This is a genomic window from Bacteriovorax sp. PP10, from assembly GCF_035013165.1.
GTDB lineage: Bacteria > Bdellovibrionota > Bacteriovoracia > Bacteriovoracales > Bacteriovoracaceae > Bacteriovorax > Bacteriovorax antarcticus.
Genome location: NZ_JAYGJQ010000002.1, coordinates 1,030,557 through 1,048,668, shown reverse-complemented (window position 1 = coordinate 1,048,668; position 18,112 = coordinate 1,030,557). Strand labels below are relative to the sequence as shown.

The following is an 18,112-nucleotide window of genomic DNA, read 5'->3' as shown; positions in this document are numbered from 1 at the left end:
CATCCTCTTTATTTTAAATACTTCCAGAAAAAAGCATAATCCATTGCCTTCATAAAAGCCAGCTCCTTCAAATTAGAAGCACCTGCATGTCCACCATCAATATTTTCATGATAAATATAATCAATTCCGTACTCTTCTAAAGTCGCTGCAAATTTTCTGGCATGCCCAGGATGAACTCTATCATCCTTCGTTGAAGTGTTTAAGAACATCATCGGGTAGTTCTTTTGCTCTTCGTTAATATTGTGATAAGGCGACAGTTTACTAATGAAAGCTCCATCTGCTTCATCAGGATTTCCGTACTCAGCAATCCAGCTATAACCAGCAAGCAGTTTATGATAGCGGCGCATATCCAACAAAGGCACTCCACAATTAATGGCCTTGAATAACTCCGGCCTTTGTGTGAAACAAACTCCCATTAACAGTCCACCGTTACTCCCACCATGAGCTCCCAAGTGTTGTGACGAAGTAATATTCTTGGCAATCACGTCTTCAGCGATAGCATAAAAGTCATCATAGGCACGCTGACGTTTCTCTTTTAGTGCACTCTGGTGCCAAGCAGGCCCATACTCACCGCCACCTCTGATATTTGCCAGAACATACACACCACCTTTTTCAAACCATACTTTGCCTAATATATTACTGAAGTGAGGTTTTAATGAAATTTCAAAACCACCGTATCCGTAAAGGATAGTAGGATTTTTTCCATCATACTTAAGACCTTTTTTGTGAACTACAAAATAAGGAACTCTTGTACCATCAGGACTTTTTGTGAAGTGCTGGGAAACTTCTGTATTTTCGAAATCAAAAAATCCTGGTTGTCTTTTTACGATGCCCTCTATCTTATTTTTATTTCCATAATAATAAGACACAGGAGTATTGAATGAATCGAACATAATAAAAAAATCATCCGTCTTCACAGATGTCGTTAATGTATCGAGACTTCCGTTTTCCGGTAGTGCAATTTTTTCAGATATCCATTTTCCATTTTCTTTTTTTACATAGAAGAAGCTGCCTTTTACATCAGTGTCTACAATGATAAAGAGTCCACTCTTAATCGTTCGCGCAGAGTAAATGGCAGAATGAGCAGGAGCTCTATACACCAGCTCGGCCACTTCTGTGGTGTAGTCAAAATGAAGAACATCTCCAATGAGAAACTCTTTCCAATCCTGGCTTAATACAAAATTAAATCCAGTAAGATTGCCTCCCGTTGATTCAAACTTTTTGGGAAGATCAAGTTGCTTAAACTGAGATCCGTCGTATTTGAAAAATTCAGTAGTGTAAAAATCTATATGAACTGAGGCCACAAAACTAGCTTTGCCATCTTCATGATAAACTCTCATGTCAGTGGCATTATTTTCTTTAGGAATTTCAAAAATAGTTTGGGCCTTATCTACAGACTCACCTCTTTTCCATCTTTTGATTAATCTTGCATAACCGCTATTGGTGACTGTTTCCGGTCCAAAATCTCGGCTGACAAACAACTCATCATCGCTCATCCATTGCACGCTACCTTTAGCAACAGGAAGTTCAAAACCACCACTCACAAATGTTCTTGTGAATAGATCGAACTCTCTCACCACATCAGCATCGGTTCCGCCGGGAGACAGAAAAACTAAAGCGCGTTTTTTATTTGGAGAGATATCAAAATCGTGGAAGACCCACTTTTGTCCTTCTACTTTTGAAAGTGCATCTAAATCGAGAAGAACATCCCAGCCAGGTTCTGATTTTTTATAACTTTCAAAAGTTGAACGTCTCAATTGACCTTGGATATTTGTTTCATCTGTCCAGAAATTATAGACGAAACCATCTTCGATGAAATAAACAACCGGGATTTTTTCTTTTGATTGTAAAATCGTCTGTAGGTTCTCAACATCTTGATTGAACCATTCTTCTTTTTCAAACATTGCAATGGTTTTTTTATTGCGCTCTCTTGCCCATGCAAGACTACTGTCACCCAAAACATCTTCAAGCCATAAATACTTGTCTTCCATTTTTTATCCTTAAAAAATAAATCCAACTGTGCTGTAGAGAGTATCGTTCGTACGGTAGTAACTCCAGTAAGAAGCATCATCCGGTGCTTTTAAGATTTCTAATCCGAGAGCAAGGGTGATGTGTTTTTGATAACTGTATTTCACTTCACCTTTGATGATGTTGTCACTTCTAATAAGATCGTACTTTAAATCGACAGCAGCATCGAAAGAGTCGTTGAAGAAATACTGGATTCCTCCACCGATCGTACTTTTCCATTTTACTGTATCACTGAAGAAGTCATCGTTTCCGCGGATATTGCCCGAAATTAAGTGAATGTAGTTCAACGTGAGTTTGTACTTTCTATGTTTGTCGTAATTCAAACTCATGTGAGCATAAGCTTCTTTGTCATAACGAGGATTGATGTTGAAGTATTCAGACTTGAAGGTTTTTCTGCCGTTAGAAATATCCACTAAAAAATCTTTTCCTAGTTTGGCATTTGGATCAACATAACTCACACCTCCGCGCGCCTTGATGTCGCCAAAAGCATGATAGGCCTGAAAACCATAATAAGCATGGTGGTTGATTGTTGGGTCAGCTGTTACATTAACTTTTCCAGTTCCAAGATTGTCATAATAAGCACTGGCATTAATTCTCAGTTTATTTTCTGGTTTATAAATCGCGAATGCTGAAACTCCGCCATTCTCCCATGAGTATCTAATATTTCCACCCAAGGATTTATTGAAAATAATTTTGCTAATTTTGTAATCAGTAATGCTGTAATAAATCGGTACTTCAGTTCCGCTGATCACCGTTTTCTTCGGAGGCAATCTCACCCATTCACTTTTACTGTGAACATCGCCATTTTTAAAATCGATGGCCGGGTTAATTTGTGGAATGAATAAATAAGAAGCAAGAATATCAAATTCAAAATTGCCAAGACGCTTATTAAATAAAACTCCTGTAACACCTTCTTCTTCAGTGCTTAAAAGTGTGAATGACTGCACAGCATTTAAATAACCAAGGCTCCAGTATTTTTCATTTAAATTCCAGTCGAGAATTTTTCGACCTGCAGTAATTGTGTAAGTGTCGCCTTTATATTGTGCGTATGCTTCCTGAACGGAATAATTTAATGAATTATTATCTTGAAAATAAAATCTCAAATCTGTGTTTAAAAATGTATCTAAATTTTGTGTTGGAGGCGCTGTCTCAAAGTTGAATCCTAGCCAGTCTCCCGACTCACTACGGTACAGAGGCTTATTTAAACGATAAAATTTCTCATAAGTTAGCTCAGCAGTGGCCGCAAAAAGAGACGTATTTCCCAATGAGATTAGAGCTAGAAACAATAGACTCTGTAAATTATACCTATGTTTGGACACCCTAACTCCCTATTGCTTAAAAACTCATTTTACCTAACATTTCCCTGACACAATACCATTGTGGAAAGCCTGTAAAAAACACCTATTTATGATGAAACTATTTTGACATTATATGCTCAGTCTTTACACTACTAAAATGATATATTTTAAAAGATTCGTAAATCACCTAGTGATCATTCCAGCGCTGCTGCTAGCAAGCTGTGGATACGTTTCTGATAAACCGGTTCAAAACATAGACGTTTATAAAACTGATGAACTGCAAACATGTAAAATCGATGTCTCGAAACTAGGTGAAATCTTTACTGCCGATCAAAAAGAGCAGATCAGATGCCTTCAAGAAAACTTCGTTCAATTCACTAAATACGTAAGAGCAAAACATCCTGGTTCAATCACTGAAGCTGAGCTTGGGATTTTCGTTAAGAAATTCTTCACTGATCAAAGTGATGCCATCGTTAAAGGGCTTAGTTTAATTTTCCAATTGAACATGATTCTTTTAAAAGATGAAGCTGACCGCATTTCTCATTCAAAAATCAGCCCTCTATTTGAACTTCTGGTTCAGGTCAATCAGGAAGCTGTGATCCTTACCAACATCATCAAGATGATGGATGATGAAACTCACCAGAAAGACTTCTGGTTTCTGCGTGAAAAATTCAATGAATCGACAGCTCGCTTTGCGAAATCTGCCGTTGGTGTGATTGAAAATGCTCCAGGAATGGAACAAAAGCTCAACATGCGCACATTCATCAGAGATATGAGCAAGAAGATTGGCGACCATGAAATTGACAATGAAACCATCGATGCATTTATTTATCTTAAAAAAGTACTTGTTGGTGGTGATGAAGAAATTCTGACAACTAGTGAGCTTAAAGAAGTGATCACGAAACTCCCAAGAATCATGGGATTAGTATTTGATGTTTATTATTGTAAAGCTGAAAACTTCAGGTCAAAGGCCGAAGAAGTAAAATTTTACCTGGAAGCGACAAGAAACGTTTATCACTCAATTAAGTTCGAGCAAGTAGATTTTGAGTTAATGAACTCAAAACAGCTGGTGTCTCTTGCTGAAAAGATTCTAAAGAACTACGACGTTGAATCATTCAAGCCAAGTATTGAGGCCCTAAAACAGCGCTTTATTGGTGGTAAAAAAGACTCTGTGACTCTTAAAGACCTTCAGACCGTAATGGAAATGGTTCACGACTTCCTTGAAAAGCTCTATTTCAATCATGTGACTTACGACGACAGATCTAACAAAATTATCTTAGGACGTGACGTCCCTCTTTTTGAAAAAGATATCCCTTATAAAGTGCTTCCAGGTTATGACATGTTCCCGAACAAAGTCAGACTTGCTCAGCTTTTTTCAAGCTTCACTGATACAGCAATCAACTTTAGATACTTTAGAGATTACACTACAGGGTCTGCGATCTACGATACAAAGATTCTTAGAAATAAAGACGGCTTCAATGAAGTGAACCTTGCTAAATGGGCCAGCTGGAAATTATTAAAGGCCTACGGACACCTGGACGCTAAAGGTGAAATGCAACTTTCAATGGATGAGTTTTCTAAGTTCTTATTAGATGCCAAGCCATTATTAGAAGAATTTAAACTGTGGTCTCCCAACTTTACGACATTTTCAAGAAATGCCGTTTTACTAGCTGACCTTTTTCAACAAAATTCTAATGGTGACCAGTTAATCAACATCAACGAAGCAACTGAGTATATCGGAATGCTTTTAACGGCCGTGGAAGTTTCAGGAAAATTCAATAAAACACTGATAAATTCTTGTGACCCGGGAATTAACTCGGACGATCCAGTCTTCGATGCTGACTGTTTTAACAATAATTTCTACGAAGTGATCCTGAGCAAGCTTGGGTATGAAAAAAGCTTCCCTCGCCTTGATACCTACTTTAAAACAGTGTCTAAAGAAGAGTCTCTGGATTACCTAAAAGGTGTTGAAGGGTTTGCCCGCGATAACAATGCGCCCGGTGTGCCAGTTGGTCGCCGTGATGCAACTCTTATTCTTGGTGCAATGATTAACATTGAATCAACATTCATTCGTTTTGATAAAAACAGCGACAATATTATCGACTACGATGAGCTTTCGGTCGCGTTCTTAACTTACAAAGCATCAATCATTTCTCTTGCTGGACTTAAGCCTGAACAGGAAAAATACGCAAAAGGTATTTTCTTATACATGGCCTCAAAAATGGAAATACCAAAAACTGGTACATGGATGTCAGACGCTAAGTTTGGAACGTTTAATAGTTGTGTGCAGTCGACGACATGTAGAAAACTTTTTATGGATGAAGTTCAGGCGAAACGCTTAAACATCGGAAAACTTCTATACTATATGGTGAATCAAGCGCCTTCAGCTGTCGCAGTAAAAAAATAAAAAGCAGCGACAACTAATGAGTGATTGATTTCTCCACTCCCGATAATCTCTCTAATATCTTTTTTATCCCTCAGATAAACTTCAATTTCTTCGAATGGATCCAGCTCTTGATCATGAGTCTTCACGGCGTCTAATGCTAAGTAAGTCTCGCAAGAGTTCATCATAAAAGCAGGATTAGCAGCGACCTTCCCTAAAAATTTCCAATTGCTTGAAGTGTAACCAGTTTCTTCACGAAGCTCTCTGGCCGCAGCGATTTGCATGTCTTCACCGATATCAACTGCCCCACCAGGAATTTCCACCGTCACATCATCAGCACCGTGACGGTACTGTTTAATTAAAACAATTTTCTGATCAGGTGTAATCGCAATGACGTTGACCCAGTTGTAACATTGAACAATATCAAAATCTCCAATCTCACCGGTTGTCGGAGACTGGCTCTTCATTTTTAAATAGCGAAAAACTTTTGCTTTAAAGATGACTTCAGTGCTGATCGTTTTCCATTTTTCAATTTTCATTTAGAACTCAATTTGGATAAATTCTTTATTCTTGCGGCGATTTTCTTCGTTGATCTGATCGCGGGCCTTCAGGTAGGCCTGGAATTTTGTCTCGCCAATTATAGCAAGCAGCTCTTTCAGGTAACGTTGGTTGATTTCTTTTTCACGAATGCTTTGGTCTTCTGAAATATTATAAGTGAACTTGTCACCGAATTTTTGACGAAGATAATCGTGATATTCTTTATAGGCCATCATCTTTTCTTTATCGTTATTCTCGCGCATTTCAAGATAGCGAGCGTAATGATTAACTCCGATAATAGACTCCGCTTTTGCCAGCCAAGCTTTCTCCATTCTATCAAAAGCAGCGAACTGCTCTTCATCTTCTTTCGTCAGATTGCTGTGCTCACGCATATGCGGGACTTGTTCTTCTTTTTTAATTGAAGCAGGAGTATCCAAAGGATTAGAACCGGATGTTGAATCTAATTGATCCCAATCAAGGGCCATATTTTGTTCTTTAGGAGTTTTTCTCTCTACAAAAAATTTATAAGAGAACCACACCGTCAAAAGGGCGATTAAAAAATAAGGAATAAACTTTTTGAACTTTTCCATTAGTCTCTTTTCATGTTTTCCATCTGAAGCTCAATATCAACTTCTTTGTTGGTACGAAGCATCTGATAGGCACCCTGAAGATCGTCGATCTTCTTAGCAGTCATTCTGATCTTGTCATCCATGATACTCGAAGTAACCTTTAACCCCGATTCCTTGATGATCTTGTTGATGGCCTTGGCCTTCTCTTTTTCAATACCATTCTTGATATTAATGGTCTGCTTCATCATGCGGTTTCCCGATGGCTCGATCTTCTGAGGATCGATGCAGCGCTGGCCGATATTTCTTTTCACCAGCTGGCCTCGAAGGATCTCAAGGGCCGCTTTCATTTTATAATCGTCTTCTGCCTTAAGCTCTATCGTGGTGTCTTTCAACTCCAGGGACACATCGCTCCCCTTAAAATCGTAGCGGGCATTGATCTCTTTTTGGGCCATCAGGATGGCATTTTTCATTTCCATCATGTCTGTTTTAGAAACTAAATCGAAAGAAGGCATGGACTCTCCATTTTATGCTTAACTTTTAGTTAGGCATGATGGTACAAATAGTTAGGTGGAATTTCAATGAATGATAAATTAGACCCCGCTCCAAATTACGCAAAGGCCCAGTTTTCCGGAAAAATCATCACGATTACCAAAGATGAAGAAATCGCTCCTGCGATGGAATTACTAAAAGATGTTCGCATTATCGGCTTTGACACAGAAACAAAACCTTCGTTTAAGAAGGGTGAGTTTTATCACGTCTCCCTATTACAACTAGCTTCAGACGACTATGCTCTGCTATTTCGCCTGCACTTCTTAAAAGACTTTGAGCTGGTTAAAATCCTTTTCGAAGACAAGACCATCGTTAAGACCGGCGTCGCGATCAGGGACGATATTAAGGCCCTGCAGAAGCTATTCCATTTCACTCCCCACGGATTCGTTGAACTCTCAGATATTGCCAAAGAAAGAGCGCTGAAAAATTTTGGACTAAAAGGTATGACGGAAGAGATTCTGAACTTAACTTTGAGTAAAAAGGCCAAGCTTTCTAACTGGGAAGGCCACGAACTTAAGCACGACCAGCTTCAATACGCTGCAACCGATGCATGGATCGGCCGCAAGCTGTATCAAAAACTAAATCCAGATCATTTATAAAGTTTTTAAGAACATCACCATATCTTTCTTATCAAGGGCACTGAATTTCTCAGTTCCATCTTCTTTAAGAAGCATTTTCGTGTGACCAATGTTACGCAGTCCCGGTTTTGATGTATCAAACGCCGCCTCTGAATCTTTTAACCATTCTTTTGGAATCTTGTTTGCGATTGGGTAACCAACACAGTCCTGGTCGAAATCAGTTTCTTTATTAACTGCAGGGCCAAGTACGAACTTCTTCGGACGGTTTTGTTCAGTTGATAAAACATCACATAAAGTCGGGACTGAGTTGTTATGGAAGTATGGATATCTCGCCCACACACCTACTAGCGGAGGTGGAACATATCCAACTTGCGGTTCGACTTTCGTCTTCATCCATTTTGAAATTGCCAGGTTGTTTAAATCGGAAGCAAAGTATTTCATCGCCTGGTATCTGTTGGGATCAGTTCCAACATCTTTCACAGGAGTTTTATCGTGATAGATCACTTTTGTTGTCGCAAGTAATTCCACGTCTGATAATTGATCTGCATTTTCTCCAGACCATGCTTTTTGGTATTCACCATGGCACTTTAAGCAACTTGAGTTGAAAAGTTTCTCTCCACGTTTCGCACTCGTTACATCAATAGTATTAGCTGGGAAAAAGTCAGTATATCTTGGAGCTTCAGTTGAAAAAGCTGCCGCAGTAATTTCTTTAACTGCTTTAGAATTATCCTGCATCCATTTCTCTAATTCTTTTAAATCAGTCCCTCTTCCAATTTCATTCCATAAGAAGTTTGTGAAAATCGGATTTCCACTGACGATTGATCCATCAGAGAGCCATCTTGTTTTATATTTTAAGTTCCACCATGGCATTGGTTTTGAGTCTGCTACAAATGTCGCAAGCTCTTGGTCTCTTGGGTATCTCTCTAAAACTGGATTTTTAGTCGCATAATCATCGTCGTTTCTTCTCGCTAAACTCAAAGCAGTATGTGGAAGAGACGTATCCAATCCATAAACCTGAGGCACAACACTATCAACGGCCATGATGTTCTTTTTTGTTCTATTGAACATTAACACTTCACCGTCAGTAGCTTTCGTACTCGACTTAAAAATCCCTGTTGGGATATTCGGAACGTAGGTGCGGGCCATATGGAAAAGTTTATTTGAGTGCGGACGCTTATTCGTCAGACCCATTACAGTCGTTCCAAACAAACTAGTCGCGTGACAAGCAAAACAACTAAAAGTTAAACCTTCACCTTGAGCTGTCTTAATAATCCCAGCACCAACATATAAAGCATCTGACTGCCCTTCAGGGCGAGGCATTTTATAAATTCCTTGAGCATTGGGAGAATTGAATTTTGAGAGTCCAATCCACTCATACATTTCAGCTTCAGTTTGAAAGCCGGCCATTTTCTTGCCCATAGCAAGCAGAAGTTTTTTGATTGGGTTATCAGTTCCTGAAGTTAAAAAATTAATTAGTGGGCGGTATGGAATTAATAGACCAGTTACTGTCACTGGGTATTTCATAGCGTGAATATAACCGTCGTTTCTCAATTGCTCGAGTTCAGTTGGTGTAGCCTCATAAATGTTGGCGCGGTTTTCACCTGGAATGATGGTCGCGTTTTCTGACCAGTCAGGGTCAACGCTAGCGTATGATGGTGATGTGAAACCAATCATCAATCCAATGATTAAATTAAGCATAAACTCTCCCGTGAGTTCAATGTTCTTGAATTTAAAAATTAAATCCTAAATGAGAGGAATCCGGCAAGGAAACTTAGCCGTAAATGAGGAATTGTAAGAATTGAAAGGGATTATTTCTTCGGAGTACTCACCACCAGCTTATCGCAGTTACCAGTAAGCCCAGTGTTAACACATTTACTCTCAGTTTTATTGTTATTAGCGTACTCGGCCATCTGACTTACTTGATTGGCAATTTGGATGTACTGATCTTTTGTAATCGTCCCTTTTTTATACTCGTTCGACGCTTTAATGAGCATATCCAGGGCGCTATTTTTAGCTTCACTTAAATAATCCTTATCCACAACTTTAACTTTGGCCTCGGCTGCCCTAGCTTGATCTTCTTTTAATTTATCTGCAGGGTATTCATTTTTACCTTCATTGTAGACAATGACATCATTGCAAGGATTTTTAGAAGGTCTAAGCTCTTCATAGCCTTGGCATGTAGCAAATGAATTTGCCGAATAAAATGCGCCTGAAAAGAGCATACTCATTAAAAATATTTTCATGAATTAAGAATAAGTTCGATCCAAAAAAAAAGGGCGGAAATCACTCCGCCCTTATAAGAAATTGTCTAAATAGTCATTTTTGTGAGGAGACCTTACGATTAAATTAGATCTCTTGCTGCCTTAAATTTAAGGCTACATCTTCAATTGGGTGTAACCGAAAATCTGTGCTTATAATTTTTTGACAAAAAAAGGGAGAGAATTTCTTCTCCCCCCAAATTCTAGAACAGACCCATTAACAATTTTAAAACAGTTGTTAGCAGTTTTAAAAACAGGATAATAAGTTCTAGAATTTTCAATGCTTTGAGCATCCTTGCCTCCTAAGTCGCCTTCATTGGCGAAAGGAGCTCTCCGCTTTGATCAAATGTAAAAATATGTTAGGATGAATCACCCCCAAATTCTGGTTTGTTAGACCAAAAAGGGAATTTTCAATGCTTAAACCCCTCTTACCATGAGGGGTTTTTTATTAGACCTATATCGAAACAAGACTCATTAAATTTTTCTGAATTGAAACACAAAGAGTTGTAGATTGCGTGAAGTGCATATTGCATTAGCTTTCTAGACAATGGAAATACCTTATGGTGAACTATTGTTTATGCTTAGATTTTTATTTTTTATAGCAATATTGATTTCAATTGAATCAATAAGTGCAAAGACTACAAACTTTAAAATAGCTCCACTTGGACAACTCATCAAAGTAGAAGCCAATCAAGAACATGGATTTAATTTTCCATTTTTCCTTTATATTCCAGTTACCAATACTAAAAAGCAAAATCTGCTTATAGTTCCCAATAATACGGGTAGCTCTATTACTGATCTTGAAGAGCAAAACAGTATAACTCAACGGCAAGCATTAGTGGAAGCTTCACTCGCAGTTAAAACATCGAGTGTTTTACTTATTCCTGGTTTCCCACGGCCTAATATTGAACCACCTATTTATACGCATTCGTTATCGCGTAGTACTCTTTTGGTAAAAGATGGTCCCCTTAAAAGAATAGATCTTCAGTTAATTAAAATGAGTGAAGCTGCAAGAATTTTATTGAAAAAAAAGTATAAAATAAGTCTTCGTCAAAAGTTTTTCTTATCTGGTTTTTCTGCGTCTGCTATGTTTGTGAATCGTTTTGCATTTATTCATCCAACATTAGTTGCAGGAGTTGCTGTTGGTGCACCTGGCGGATGGCCTTTAGCTCCTTTAAAAAAATTTAAGAATAAACTCCTCCCATATCCAGTTGGGATTTCTGATCTTGATGAAATAACAAATGAAAATATTGATTTACCAAATTTAAAGCAAGTTCCTTTTTTCTTTTATATTGGTGATAAAGATGAAAATGACTCTGTGATTTTTCGTGATAGCTATACAAAAGAAAACGAAGATTTAGTGTTTTCAACTTTTGGCAAAAAACCTGTTGAGCGCTGGTCAATTGCGGAAAAGCTTTATCAAGATGCCGGTTTAAATGCAAAATTCAAACTTTATAAAGATCTAGGCCACGAAACAGGTGCTAACACGCGTACTGACGTTATTGAATTCTTTAATGCTACTAAAGTTGAATAAAACACTAACAATCGAATCAATCTCTAATCATTAAAACAAAGAAATAAAATACAAAAAAAAGGGGCCTCATGTTGGCCCCTTTCATATTACATACTCAATCTTTTTTCTAAAACTTCAATAGGCGTCAACGGCACAATAAACTTCAGATCCGATCCATGCGCCTGAAGAGTTAAAACCGCTCTAATCCCCATGAAAAGCTGCTTACCTTTAATCTTAAGCTCGCCCTTAACGTGGTTACTCCACTCATTGTATTCAGCTTCAGTAACAAATTTTTTGCCTTCTGCTTTCGCTTTAGCAATCTCACCTTTTAAGTAAGCTTGAATTTGCGGAGTCGTCTCCCAGCTTCTCGCTTCAACATAATCAGCTTCAGTCGAAACTTCAGATCCGAAGTATAAATCTAGAAGAGGAATAATATCGTTAAAGAAGTTCATCTTCTCTTTACTTAAAGTCACACAACGAACTTTCCAATCGTGATCCATTTTTAAGAATGGATGACCTGCTGGAAGAACTTTTTCTACTTCAGCAATCAATGTATCAGTTGGAAGTAAACGAAGGTGCTCACCATTGATGTGGTTTAATTTCACAATGTCGTAAATCGCCGCTGATTTAGTGAAGCGATCAAGTGTGAATGGTGGAAGTTCATGGATATCAAAAATATCTTTTTCTTCAGGGTGAGACCAACCTAAAAGAAGAAGGTAGTTTAACATCGCTGATGGAAGATAATTTTGTTCTTTGTATAAACGCACAGAAGTTGCTCCGTGACGTTTAGATAATTTTTGTCTGTCTTCACCGATTAAAAGTGAAACGTGAGTGAACTCAGGTGGAGTTTCACCGAATGCTTCATAAAGCATTAACTGTCTAAGTGTATTTGGTAAATGCTCTTCAGCGCGGATGACGTGAGTAATCTTCATAGCAGCATCATCAACAACTACAGCGTAGTTATAAACTGGAATACCGTTAGCTCTAACGATGACGAAATCCCCTACCATTCCTTCTGGGAACACAACGTGTCCGCGAACATGATCATTGAACTCGTAAGCTTTTGCCGGAGCTTTAAATCTGATAACTGATTCAAGACCAGCTTTTGTTTTTGCTTCTACTTCAGCATCAGTTAAGTTTCTACAAGTCCCATCGTAATGAGGAGCAAGTTTCGCTGCAACTGCGATTTCTTTTTTTGCTGTTAGTTCTGCTTCAGTACAAAAACATGGGTATGCTTTCTTTTCTTTAAGAAGTTTATCTGCCCATTCTTTGTAGATATGCAGACGTTCTGATTGTCTGTACGGCCCGTAATCTCCACCGACATCCGGCCCTTCATTGTGAGGAAGGCCTAACCATTTTAGATCTTCAATTTGAGCTTCCTCAAATTTACGTTCTGATCTATCAGTGTCAGTGTCTTCAATACGAAGAACATAAGTTCCACCCATCGCTTTAGCGAATAAGTAGTTGTACATAGCAGTTCTGGCACCACCGATGTGAAGGTATCCAGTTGGTGACGGGGCAAAGCGTACGCGAACAGTCATGGCGATTTCTCCAATGAGATTTAATGAAAATTGAGTTTAACAGGTCTGGAGCGATTAGTACACGATAAGACGTGTCTCCAGCATCTCGGCCATGGCATAGCGAATTCCTTCGCGACCTAATCCTGAATCTTTCACTCCGCCGTACGGCATTGTGTCGATTCTGAATCCTGGCACTCCATTGATGATTAAAGCACCCACTTCAAGGTTTTCCTGAGCATACTTCATCTGAGAGATCTGGTTTGTAAACAATCCTGCTTGAAGTCCATAACGTGAACGGTTAACTTCACGGATGACTTCGTCGAAATATTGAACTTTTTCGATAATCGCAACCGGACCGAACGCCTCTTCCGAGACGATTTTCATATCCGCTTGTGTATTAGTTAAAAGAGTTGGAGCGTAAAGATTATTTTCTAAATCGAGAATATGTCCACCGATTAAAACTTCAGCGCCACGAGCTTTCGCTTCGTTCACCCAGCTATCGATTCTGTTAACGTGAACACGATCAATTAACGGCCCGACCACAGTTCCTTCTTCAGAAGGATTTCCAATTTTTAATTCACTTACTTCATGTTTAAATTTTTCTAAGAATTGATCAAACACTGAGTGATCAACATAAATTCTTTGAACCGAAATACACACTTGTCCTGAGTAATTATAGGCACCCATTGCAATTGCTTTTGCTGCTTCATCAAGATTAGCTGAGCGGTCAACAATAACGGCCGCGTTTCCACCTAATTCAAGGACAACTTTTTTCTTTCCTGCTTGAGCTTTTAACTGCCAGCCGACTTCTGCAGAACCAGTAAATGAAAGCATTTTTAAACGCTCATCTTTTAACATGATTGAAGCTTCTTCATTCTGACAAATCACAACGTTTAATACACCTGCTGGAAGACCAACACGTTTGCAAAGCGATGCTAATGCCAGGGCCGTTAACGGAGTGAATGGAGATGGTTTTAAAATAACCGTACAACCAGCTGCTAGTGCCGGAGCAATCTTATGCATAGCTAGGTTTAGAGGAAAATTGAAAGGAGAAATCGCAAGGATCGGCCCGATCGGATAATTTTTAGTGTGAGCAGTTTTACCTTTCCCCAAACCAAAATCCATTGGGATGACTTCACCACCAACACGAAGAGCTTCATCAGCTGCAGCCTGTAATTGGAAGAGTGCTCTCTCAACTTCTTGACGAGCGTAATCAGCAGGCTTTCCTGCTTCAGAAATAATCAGGTTGATGAACTTATCTTTTTCCTGGTGAAGGCCTTCTCTCAGTTTTAAAAGGAAATCTCTTCGCTCAGCTGCCGATAGCTTTGAATAGCTTTGAAAGGCCTGTACAGAGTTCGCAACAGCAAACTGCACTTCAGATGCATCAGCATACGCTACGGTCGCTAATGGTGTCTGGTCGAACTTATTCTTCACCATCAAAACGTTGGTTGTTGAGTGTCCTACCCATTCATTATTAATAAAACTTTTTGCCTGTAATACGTCTCTATTTTCCATAGAGGTATTTTAACTCTCGCTGGTACTAAAAGCCAAATGGAGAGTCGGCCACTGCAGATAATTTTTTTGACCGCGTTGCTAAGGCACGCGCAAAGGATAAATGCTCGCGGAGAAATCTGGTTTCTCCGATCATGAAAAGCTCGATGCTGTGGATGTAACATAAACGCACTGGGGCAACAGAGTTCTTATAAACTTTGTAAAGTTGCTGAGTCGTTAAAAGGTCTTTTGCACCATTAACAAAACGATAGTCTTTCCCTTCAGATTTACAAATTTCGCACATATCAATACCTCACAATAGATTTTATCGTCATCTGACGGATATTCTTAAGGTTTTTTGGGGTTTTCACTGTAAGCCGAGTAGATTCAGGGGTATCCACTTTAGTTTTAGGCCCTAAGCATAAAAAATCGTAGGAAATAGTTCTAAAAATTGCCACAAAGATTTGCTATGCTTGTACAAATTTTTATCAAACACACCCCGAGGAGATCTGAATGATTAAGGCGCTTAACTTAAAGAACAAACTTGCACCCACTCCTAAACAATCTCCAAAATACGCTCTTACTGTAAAAGATGCGAAAGGAACTGACGTTATCGTTGGTGACCCTCGTGCAACTCGCGCACTAGTTGCTCTAATGAATCAACATGCAACGATTGGTGGAGCTGCTTGCCACTGGGGAGGCCCTGCTGCCTTCGCTGAAATTATGTCAGCAACTCACGCACTAATGTTCAAAGATACAACGAAAGCTTGGCATGAAAATTTTCATTTCGTAAACGATGCTGGCCACACTGAAAACGGTGTCTACGCTCTTCGCGCGAACTACGGATTTGATAATTTAACTTTTGAAGACCTTCGCAAATTCAGAAGTATCGAAAGTAAACTTACAGGTCACGGTGAAGCTCACTTAAACCCGGAAGGTGTTTTCATTTCTAACGGTCCACTTGGATCTGGTGTTCCTCAAGCACAAGGTCTTGCTATGGCCGATAAAATTGTTGGAAACAATCGCGTAACAATTTGTACTCTATCTGACGGTGGAGCAATGGAAGGAGAAGCAAAAGAATCTTTCGCTGCTATTCCAGGTCTTGCTTCAAAAAATAAAATGAATCCATTCGTGCTTATCATTTCTGATAACAACACAAAGCTTGGTGGAAGAATTGATGCTGACTCTTTTTCAATGGAGCCAACATTTAATTCTCTTGAAACTCTTGGATGGAAACTTGTTCGCGTTCAAGAAGGGCAAGACATTCAAAAAGTTTACTCTGCTATTGAAAAAGCAGTTGAAGACGCGAAAGCAGATTCTACAAAACCAATCGCTCTTGTTTGTAAAACAACAAAAGGTTTCGGAAACAAAGCAACTGTTGAATCAGCAAGTGGTGGACATGGTTATCCCCTAGCTGCTTACGACGATAAGTTTGTAGCATTCGTAAAAGAAATTTATAACGGTGAAGCTCCAGCTGAATTTGTTAACTGGGCAGAAGAAATCATGAAATCAAAACCAGCTCCGAAAGAAGCTGGAGCAGCAGGACCTAAGTCTGAAAAAGTTCAAGATGGTTTTGCTCGCGCAGTAATCAAAGCAGCTAAAGAAGGCTTCCCTGTTTTCTCAATCTCTTCAGATCTACAAAGCTCAACAGGTATCAAAGCTTTCCATAAAGAATTCCCTGATCACTACATCGATATCGGTATCGCTGAATCAAACATGGTTTCAACGGCCATCGGTTTATCAAAAGTAGGATTAATTCCTATCGTTGATACATTCGCACAATTTGGTATCACAAAAGGAAATCTTCCATTCATCATGGCAGGATTATCTGAAGGTCCGGTTATCGCATTATTCTCGCACACTGGTTTCCAGGATGCTGCTGATGGAGCTTCTCACCAGGCGACAACATACTTTGCAGCTCTTTCATCTATTCCACACATGAACGTTGTAAACTGCTCTTCATCAAGTGAAGCAGAAGCTCTTATGTACGAAGCGATTACGACTTTTGCAAAAGACCGTGAAGCTGGAAAGACTCCCAACTCAACTGTGTTCTTTTTAGGAAGAGAAAATCACCCGGTAAGTTATGTTGACGGTGTAAAATACACTTGGAACAAAGCTAATATTTTAACTGAAGGATCTGATGTAACGATCGTTGCAGCTGGACCGATGGTTGGAAAAGCTCTTGCAGCAGCAAAAGAATTAGAAGCTGCTGGTGTGAAAGCTTTAGTTGTTAACCACTCTCACGTTAACCACGTAGACGTTGAAACATTAAAGGCATCTCTTGCTAAAACAAAAGGTAAATTAATTACAATCGAAGACCACCAGGTTCTAAACGGAATGGGATCAATGATCGTTCATGCACTAAAAATGAATGGTGTAGATTTTAAAGTAAAGAGTTTAGGAATTGGCGGAGAGTTCGGCCAGTCTGCTTATAAGGCAGACCAGCTTTATGCTCGTTTTGATTTAAGTGCTTCTGGAATCGTTAAGGCGTACCACTCACTTTCTTAAAAAGAAGTGAGTGCCGTCAACCAAGTTTGTCCAACAGCAGAGTAGTCTTTTGATCCTGAACAAGCGCTGTATCTTACGCGACCTTTTTCAACTCCAAAGAACTTCTCTGCTGCTTGAGTCTTCTGTGTAATCACAGAAACCGCTTCACCGCTTACAAGATTATAATTCCCTGCTGAATCTCTTGATTGTTTCGCTACTTCAAATCGGTCGTACCCTTCACTGATCATTAAACTAATAGTCAGGTATGAACTTCCACTTAATGTTGTATTTGAAATTGAATCTGTCGTCGCAAGAGAATCACAAAGAGCTCTCATTGCTCCATTTTGATCAGTCACAACGTCTTTGAAATAATTTGTTCTATTTGTTGTAGCAACATATTCGAATTCAGTTGAGCTAACATTTGAAATCGCTGCTGTGAATTCTGTCTGTCCGTAAATGATTGTACTGTCACAGTTTTTTAGCTCGCCTCTAAAACGAAACTGCTCTTGCATATTTGTTAACGAATCAAATAATGTGCGCTTATTTTTTAGAGCAGCACAAATTCTTCTTCCAATAACTAATTCAGAAGCTGTGTAGTTTCTTTCTTTTGGTACAGTGATTAAACCAATCCTTCCGCCGACTTCAGGATCTTTTTTGGTTTCACTTGCTTTACAACCAACAAGAGCGACCACTACCAATAATAAAAGTGATGTTTTTTTCATGAATACCTTCCTTAGCATTTTTGAACTGATGATTAATCTAGGAATAGATTAAACGAATATGGGAAATTAACCAATTAAAAAACATTTTCTTGAGTGTCAGAAGTTCTACAAAGTCCTCTGCGTCACCAAGTTGTGATAGCGGCCAATTGGGGAATAGAAACATTGAATTCATCGCCATC

Annotated in this window: 15 protein-coding genes; 4 read left to right on the top strand and 11 right to left on the bottom strand. The window is 39.0% G+C overall.

The window, feature by feature from the left end; genetic code table 11:
* Positions 1–8 precede the first annotated feature (8 nt).
* Positions 9–1,991 carry a prolyl oligopeptidase family serine peptidase gene (locus SHI21_RS15165; RefSeq protein ID WP_323577622.1) on the bottom strand — a complete coding sequence of 661 codons (1,983 nt, stop codon included), beginning with the start codon at positions 1,989–1,991 and terminating at the stop codon, positions 9–11.
* A 9-nt stretch (positions 1,992–2,000) separates the two neighbouring features.
* Positions 2,001–3,314, bottom strand: a complete 1,314-nt coding sequence (locus SHI21_RS15160) for a hypothetical protein (RefSeq protein ID WP_323577621.1) — start codon at positions 3,312–3,314, stop codon at positions 2,001–2,003.
* Positions 3,315–3,483: 169 nt separating this feature from the next.
* Between SHI21_RS15160 and SHI21_RS15155 the strand changes: the two genes are divergently transcribed.
* A complete protein-coding gene (locus SHI21_RS15155; RefSeq protein WP_323577620.1) occupies positions 3,484–5,733 on the top strand; it encodes a hypothetical protein in 2,250 nt (749 codons plus the stop codon).
* Here SHI21_RS15155 and SHI21_RS15150 read toward each other — a convergent pair.
* From SHI21_RS15150 to SHI21_RS15140, 3 genes are read right to left on the bottom strand one after another with little or no spacing between them, the layout of a single operon-like run.
* Positions 5,700–6,248 carry an NUDIX hydrolase gene (locus SHI21_RS15150; RefSeq protein ID WP_323577617.1) on the bottom strand — a complete coding sequence of 183 codons (549 nt, stop codon included), beginning with the start codon at positions 6,246–6,248 and terminating at the stop codon, positions 5,700–5,702. The two genes, SHI21_RS15155 and SHI21_RS15150, sit on opposite strands and share 34 nt — an antisense overlap.
* Positions 6,249–6,836 (bottom strand): hypothetical protein, encoded by a 588-nt coding sequence (locus tag SHI21_RS15145; RefSeq protein WP_323577615.1) that lies wholly within the window; start codon positions 6,834–6,836, stop codon positions 6,249–6,251.
* Positions 6,836–7,327 (bottom strand): YajQ family cyclic di-GMP-binding protein, encoded by a 492-nt coding sequence (locus tag SHI21_RS15140; protein WP_323577613.1) that lies wholly within the window; start codon positions 7,325–7,327, stop codon positions 6,836–6,838. Before SHI21_RS15140 ends, SHI21_RS15145 begins: the two co-directional genes overlap by 1 nt.
* A 66-nt stretch (positions 7,328–7,393) precedes the next feature.
* On the opposite strand from SHI21_RS15140, the gene SHI21_RS15135 reads away from it, so the two are divergent.
* Positions 7,394–7,963: a 3'-5' exonuclease gene (locus SHI21_RS15135; RefSeq protein WP_323577611.1), complete on the top strand. Its 570-nt coding sequence runs from the start codon at positions 7,394–7,396 to the stop codon at positions 7,961–7,963.
* Here the strand turns inward: SHI21_RS15135 and SHI21_RS15130 are convergent.
* Both SHI21_RS15130 and SHI21_RS15125 read right to left on the bottom strand, forming a co-directional pair.
* Positions 7,958–9,640, bottom strand: coding sequence for a c-type cytochrome (locus tag SHI21_RS15130; protein WP_323577609.1), 1,683 nt, complete (start codon positions 9,638–9,640; stop codon positions 7,958–7,960). The two genes, SHI21_RS15135 and SHI21_RS15130, sit on opposite strands and share 6 nt — an antisense overlap.
* A 110-nt stretch (positions 9,641–9,750) precedes the next feature.
* Positions 9,751–10,185 carry a hypothetical protein gene (locus SHI21_RS15125; RefSeq protein WP_323577608.1) on the bottom strand — a complete coding sequence of 145 codons (435 nt, stop codon included), beginning with the start codon at positions 10,183–10,185 and terminating at the stop codon, positions 9,751–9,753.
* Between the two features lie 592 nt (positions 10,186–10,777).
* Between SHI21_RS15125 and SHI21_RS15120 the strand changes: the two genes are divergently transcribed.
* The gene (locus tag SHI21_RS15120) at positions 10,778–11,734 is read left to right on the top strand and encodes a hypothetical protein (protein ID WP_323577607.1); all 957 of its coding nucleotides are present in this window, start codon (positions 10,778–10,780) and stop codon (positions 11,732–11,734) included.
* Between the two features lie 86 nt (positions 11,735–11,820).
* Here the strand turns inward: SHI21_RS15120 and gltX are convergent, their stop codons facing one another.
* The 3 genes from gltX to SHI21_RS15105 are packed head-to-tail and all read right to left on the bottom strand — an operon-like array spanning position 11,821 to position 15,028.
* Positions 11,821–13,254: a glutamate--tRNA ligase gene (gene gltX / locus SHI21_RS15115; RefSeq protein ID WP_323577606.1), complete on the bottom strand. Its 1,434-nt coding sequence runs from the start codon at positions 13,252–13,254 to the stop codon at positions 11,821–11,823.
* Between the two features lie 54 nt (positions 13,255–13,308).
* A complete protein-coding gene (locus SHI21_RS15110; protein ID WP_323577604.1) occupies positions 13,309–14,748 on the bottom strand; it encodes an aldehyde dehydrogenase family protein in 1,440 nt (479 codons plus the stop codon).
* A gap of 25 nt (positions 14,749–14,773) precedes the next feature.
* Positions 14,774–15,028 carry a hypothetical protein gene (locus SHI21_RS15105; protein ID WP_323577602.1) on the bottom strand — a complete coding sequence of 85 codons (255 nt, stop codon included), beginning with the start codon at positions 15,026–15,028 and terminating at the stop codon, positions 14,774–14,776.
* A gap of 209 nt (positions 15,029–15,237) precedes the next feature.
* Between SHI21_RS15105 and SHI21_RS15100 the strand changes: the two genes are divergently transcribed.
* Positions 15,238–17,232, top strand: a complete 1,995-nt coding sequence (locus SHI21_RS15100) for a transketolase C-terminal domain-containing protein (protein WP_323577601.1) — start codon at positions 15,238–15,240, stop codon at positions 17,230–17,232.
* Here the strand turns inward: SHI21_RS15100 and SHI21_RS15095 are convergent.
* Positions 17,229–17,933: a hypothetical protein gene (locus tag SHI21_RS15095; protein WP_323577600.1), complete on the bottom strand. Its 705-nt coding sequence runs from the start codon at positions 17,931–17,933 to the stop codon at positions 17,229–17,231. The two genes, SHI21_RS15100 and SHI21_RS15095, sit on opposite strands and share 4 nt — an antisense overlap.
* Positions 17,934–18,112: the final 179 nt, after the last annotated feature.

Coding starts and splice junctions, on each gene's coding strand:
- gltX (WP_323577606.1), bottom strand. CDS start 13,254: ATGACTGTTCGCGTACGCTTTGCCCCGTCACCAACTGGATACCTTCAC.
- SHI21_RS15110 (WP_323577604.1), bottom strand. CDS start 14,748: ATGGAAAATAGAGACGTATTACAGGCAAAAAGTTTTATTAATAATGAA.
- SHI21_RS15105 (WP_323577602.1), bottom strand. CDS start 15,028: ATGTGCGAAATTTGTAAATCTGAAGGGAAAGACTATCGTTTTGTTAAT.
- SHI21_RS15125 (WP_323577608.1), bottom strand. CDS start 10,185: ATGAAAATATTTTTAATGAGTATGCTCTTTTCAGGCGCATTTTATTCG.
- SHI21_RS15155 (WP_323577620.1), top strand. CDS start 3,484: ATGATATATTTTAAAAGATTCGTAAATCACCTAGTGATCATTCCAGCG.
- SHI21_RS15135 (WP_323577611.1), top strand. CDS start 7,394: ATGAATGATAAATTAGACCCCGCTCCAAATTACGCAAAGGCCCAGTTT.
- SHI21_RS15130 (WP_323577609.1), bottom strand. CDS start 9,640: ATGCTTAATTTAATCATTGGATTGATGATTGGTTTCACATCACCATCA.
- SHI21_RS15095 (WP_323577600.1), bottom strand. CDS start 17,933: ATGAAAAAAACATCACTTTTATTATTGGTAGTGGTCGCTCTTGTTGGT.
- SHI21_RS15120 (WP_323577607.1), top strand. CDS start 10,778: ATGCTTAGATTTTTATTTTTTATAGCAATATTGATTTCAATTGAATCA.
- SHI21_RS15100 (WP_323577601.1), top strand. CDS start 15,238: ATGATTAAGGCGCTTAACTTAAAGAACAAACTTGCACCCACTCCTAAA.
- SHI21_RS15150 (WP_323577617.1), bottom strand. CDS start 6,248: ATGAAAATTGAAAAATGGAAAACGATCAGCACTGAAGTCATCTTTAAA.
- SHI21_RS15145 (WP_323577615.1), bottom strand. CDS start 6,836: ATGGAAAAGTTCAAAAAGTTTATTCCTTATTTTTTAATCGCCCTTTTG.
- SHI21_RS15165 (WP_323577622.1), bottom strand. CDS start 1,991: ATGGAAGACAAGTATTTATGGCTTGAAGATGTTTTGGGTGACAGTAGT.
- SHI21_RS15140 (WP_323577613.1), bottom strand. CDS start 7,327: ATGCCTTCTTTCGATTTAGTTTCTAAAACAGACATGATGGAAATGAAA.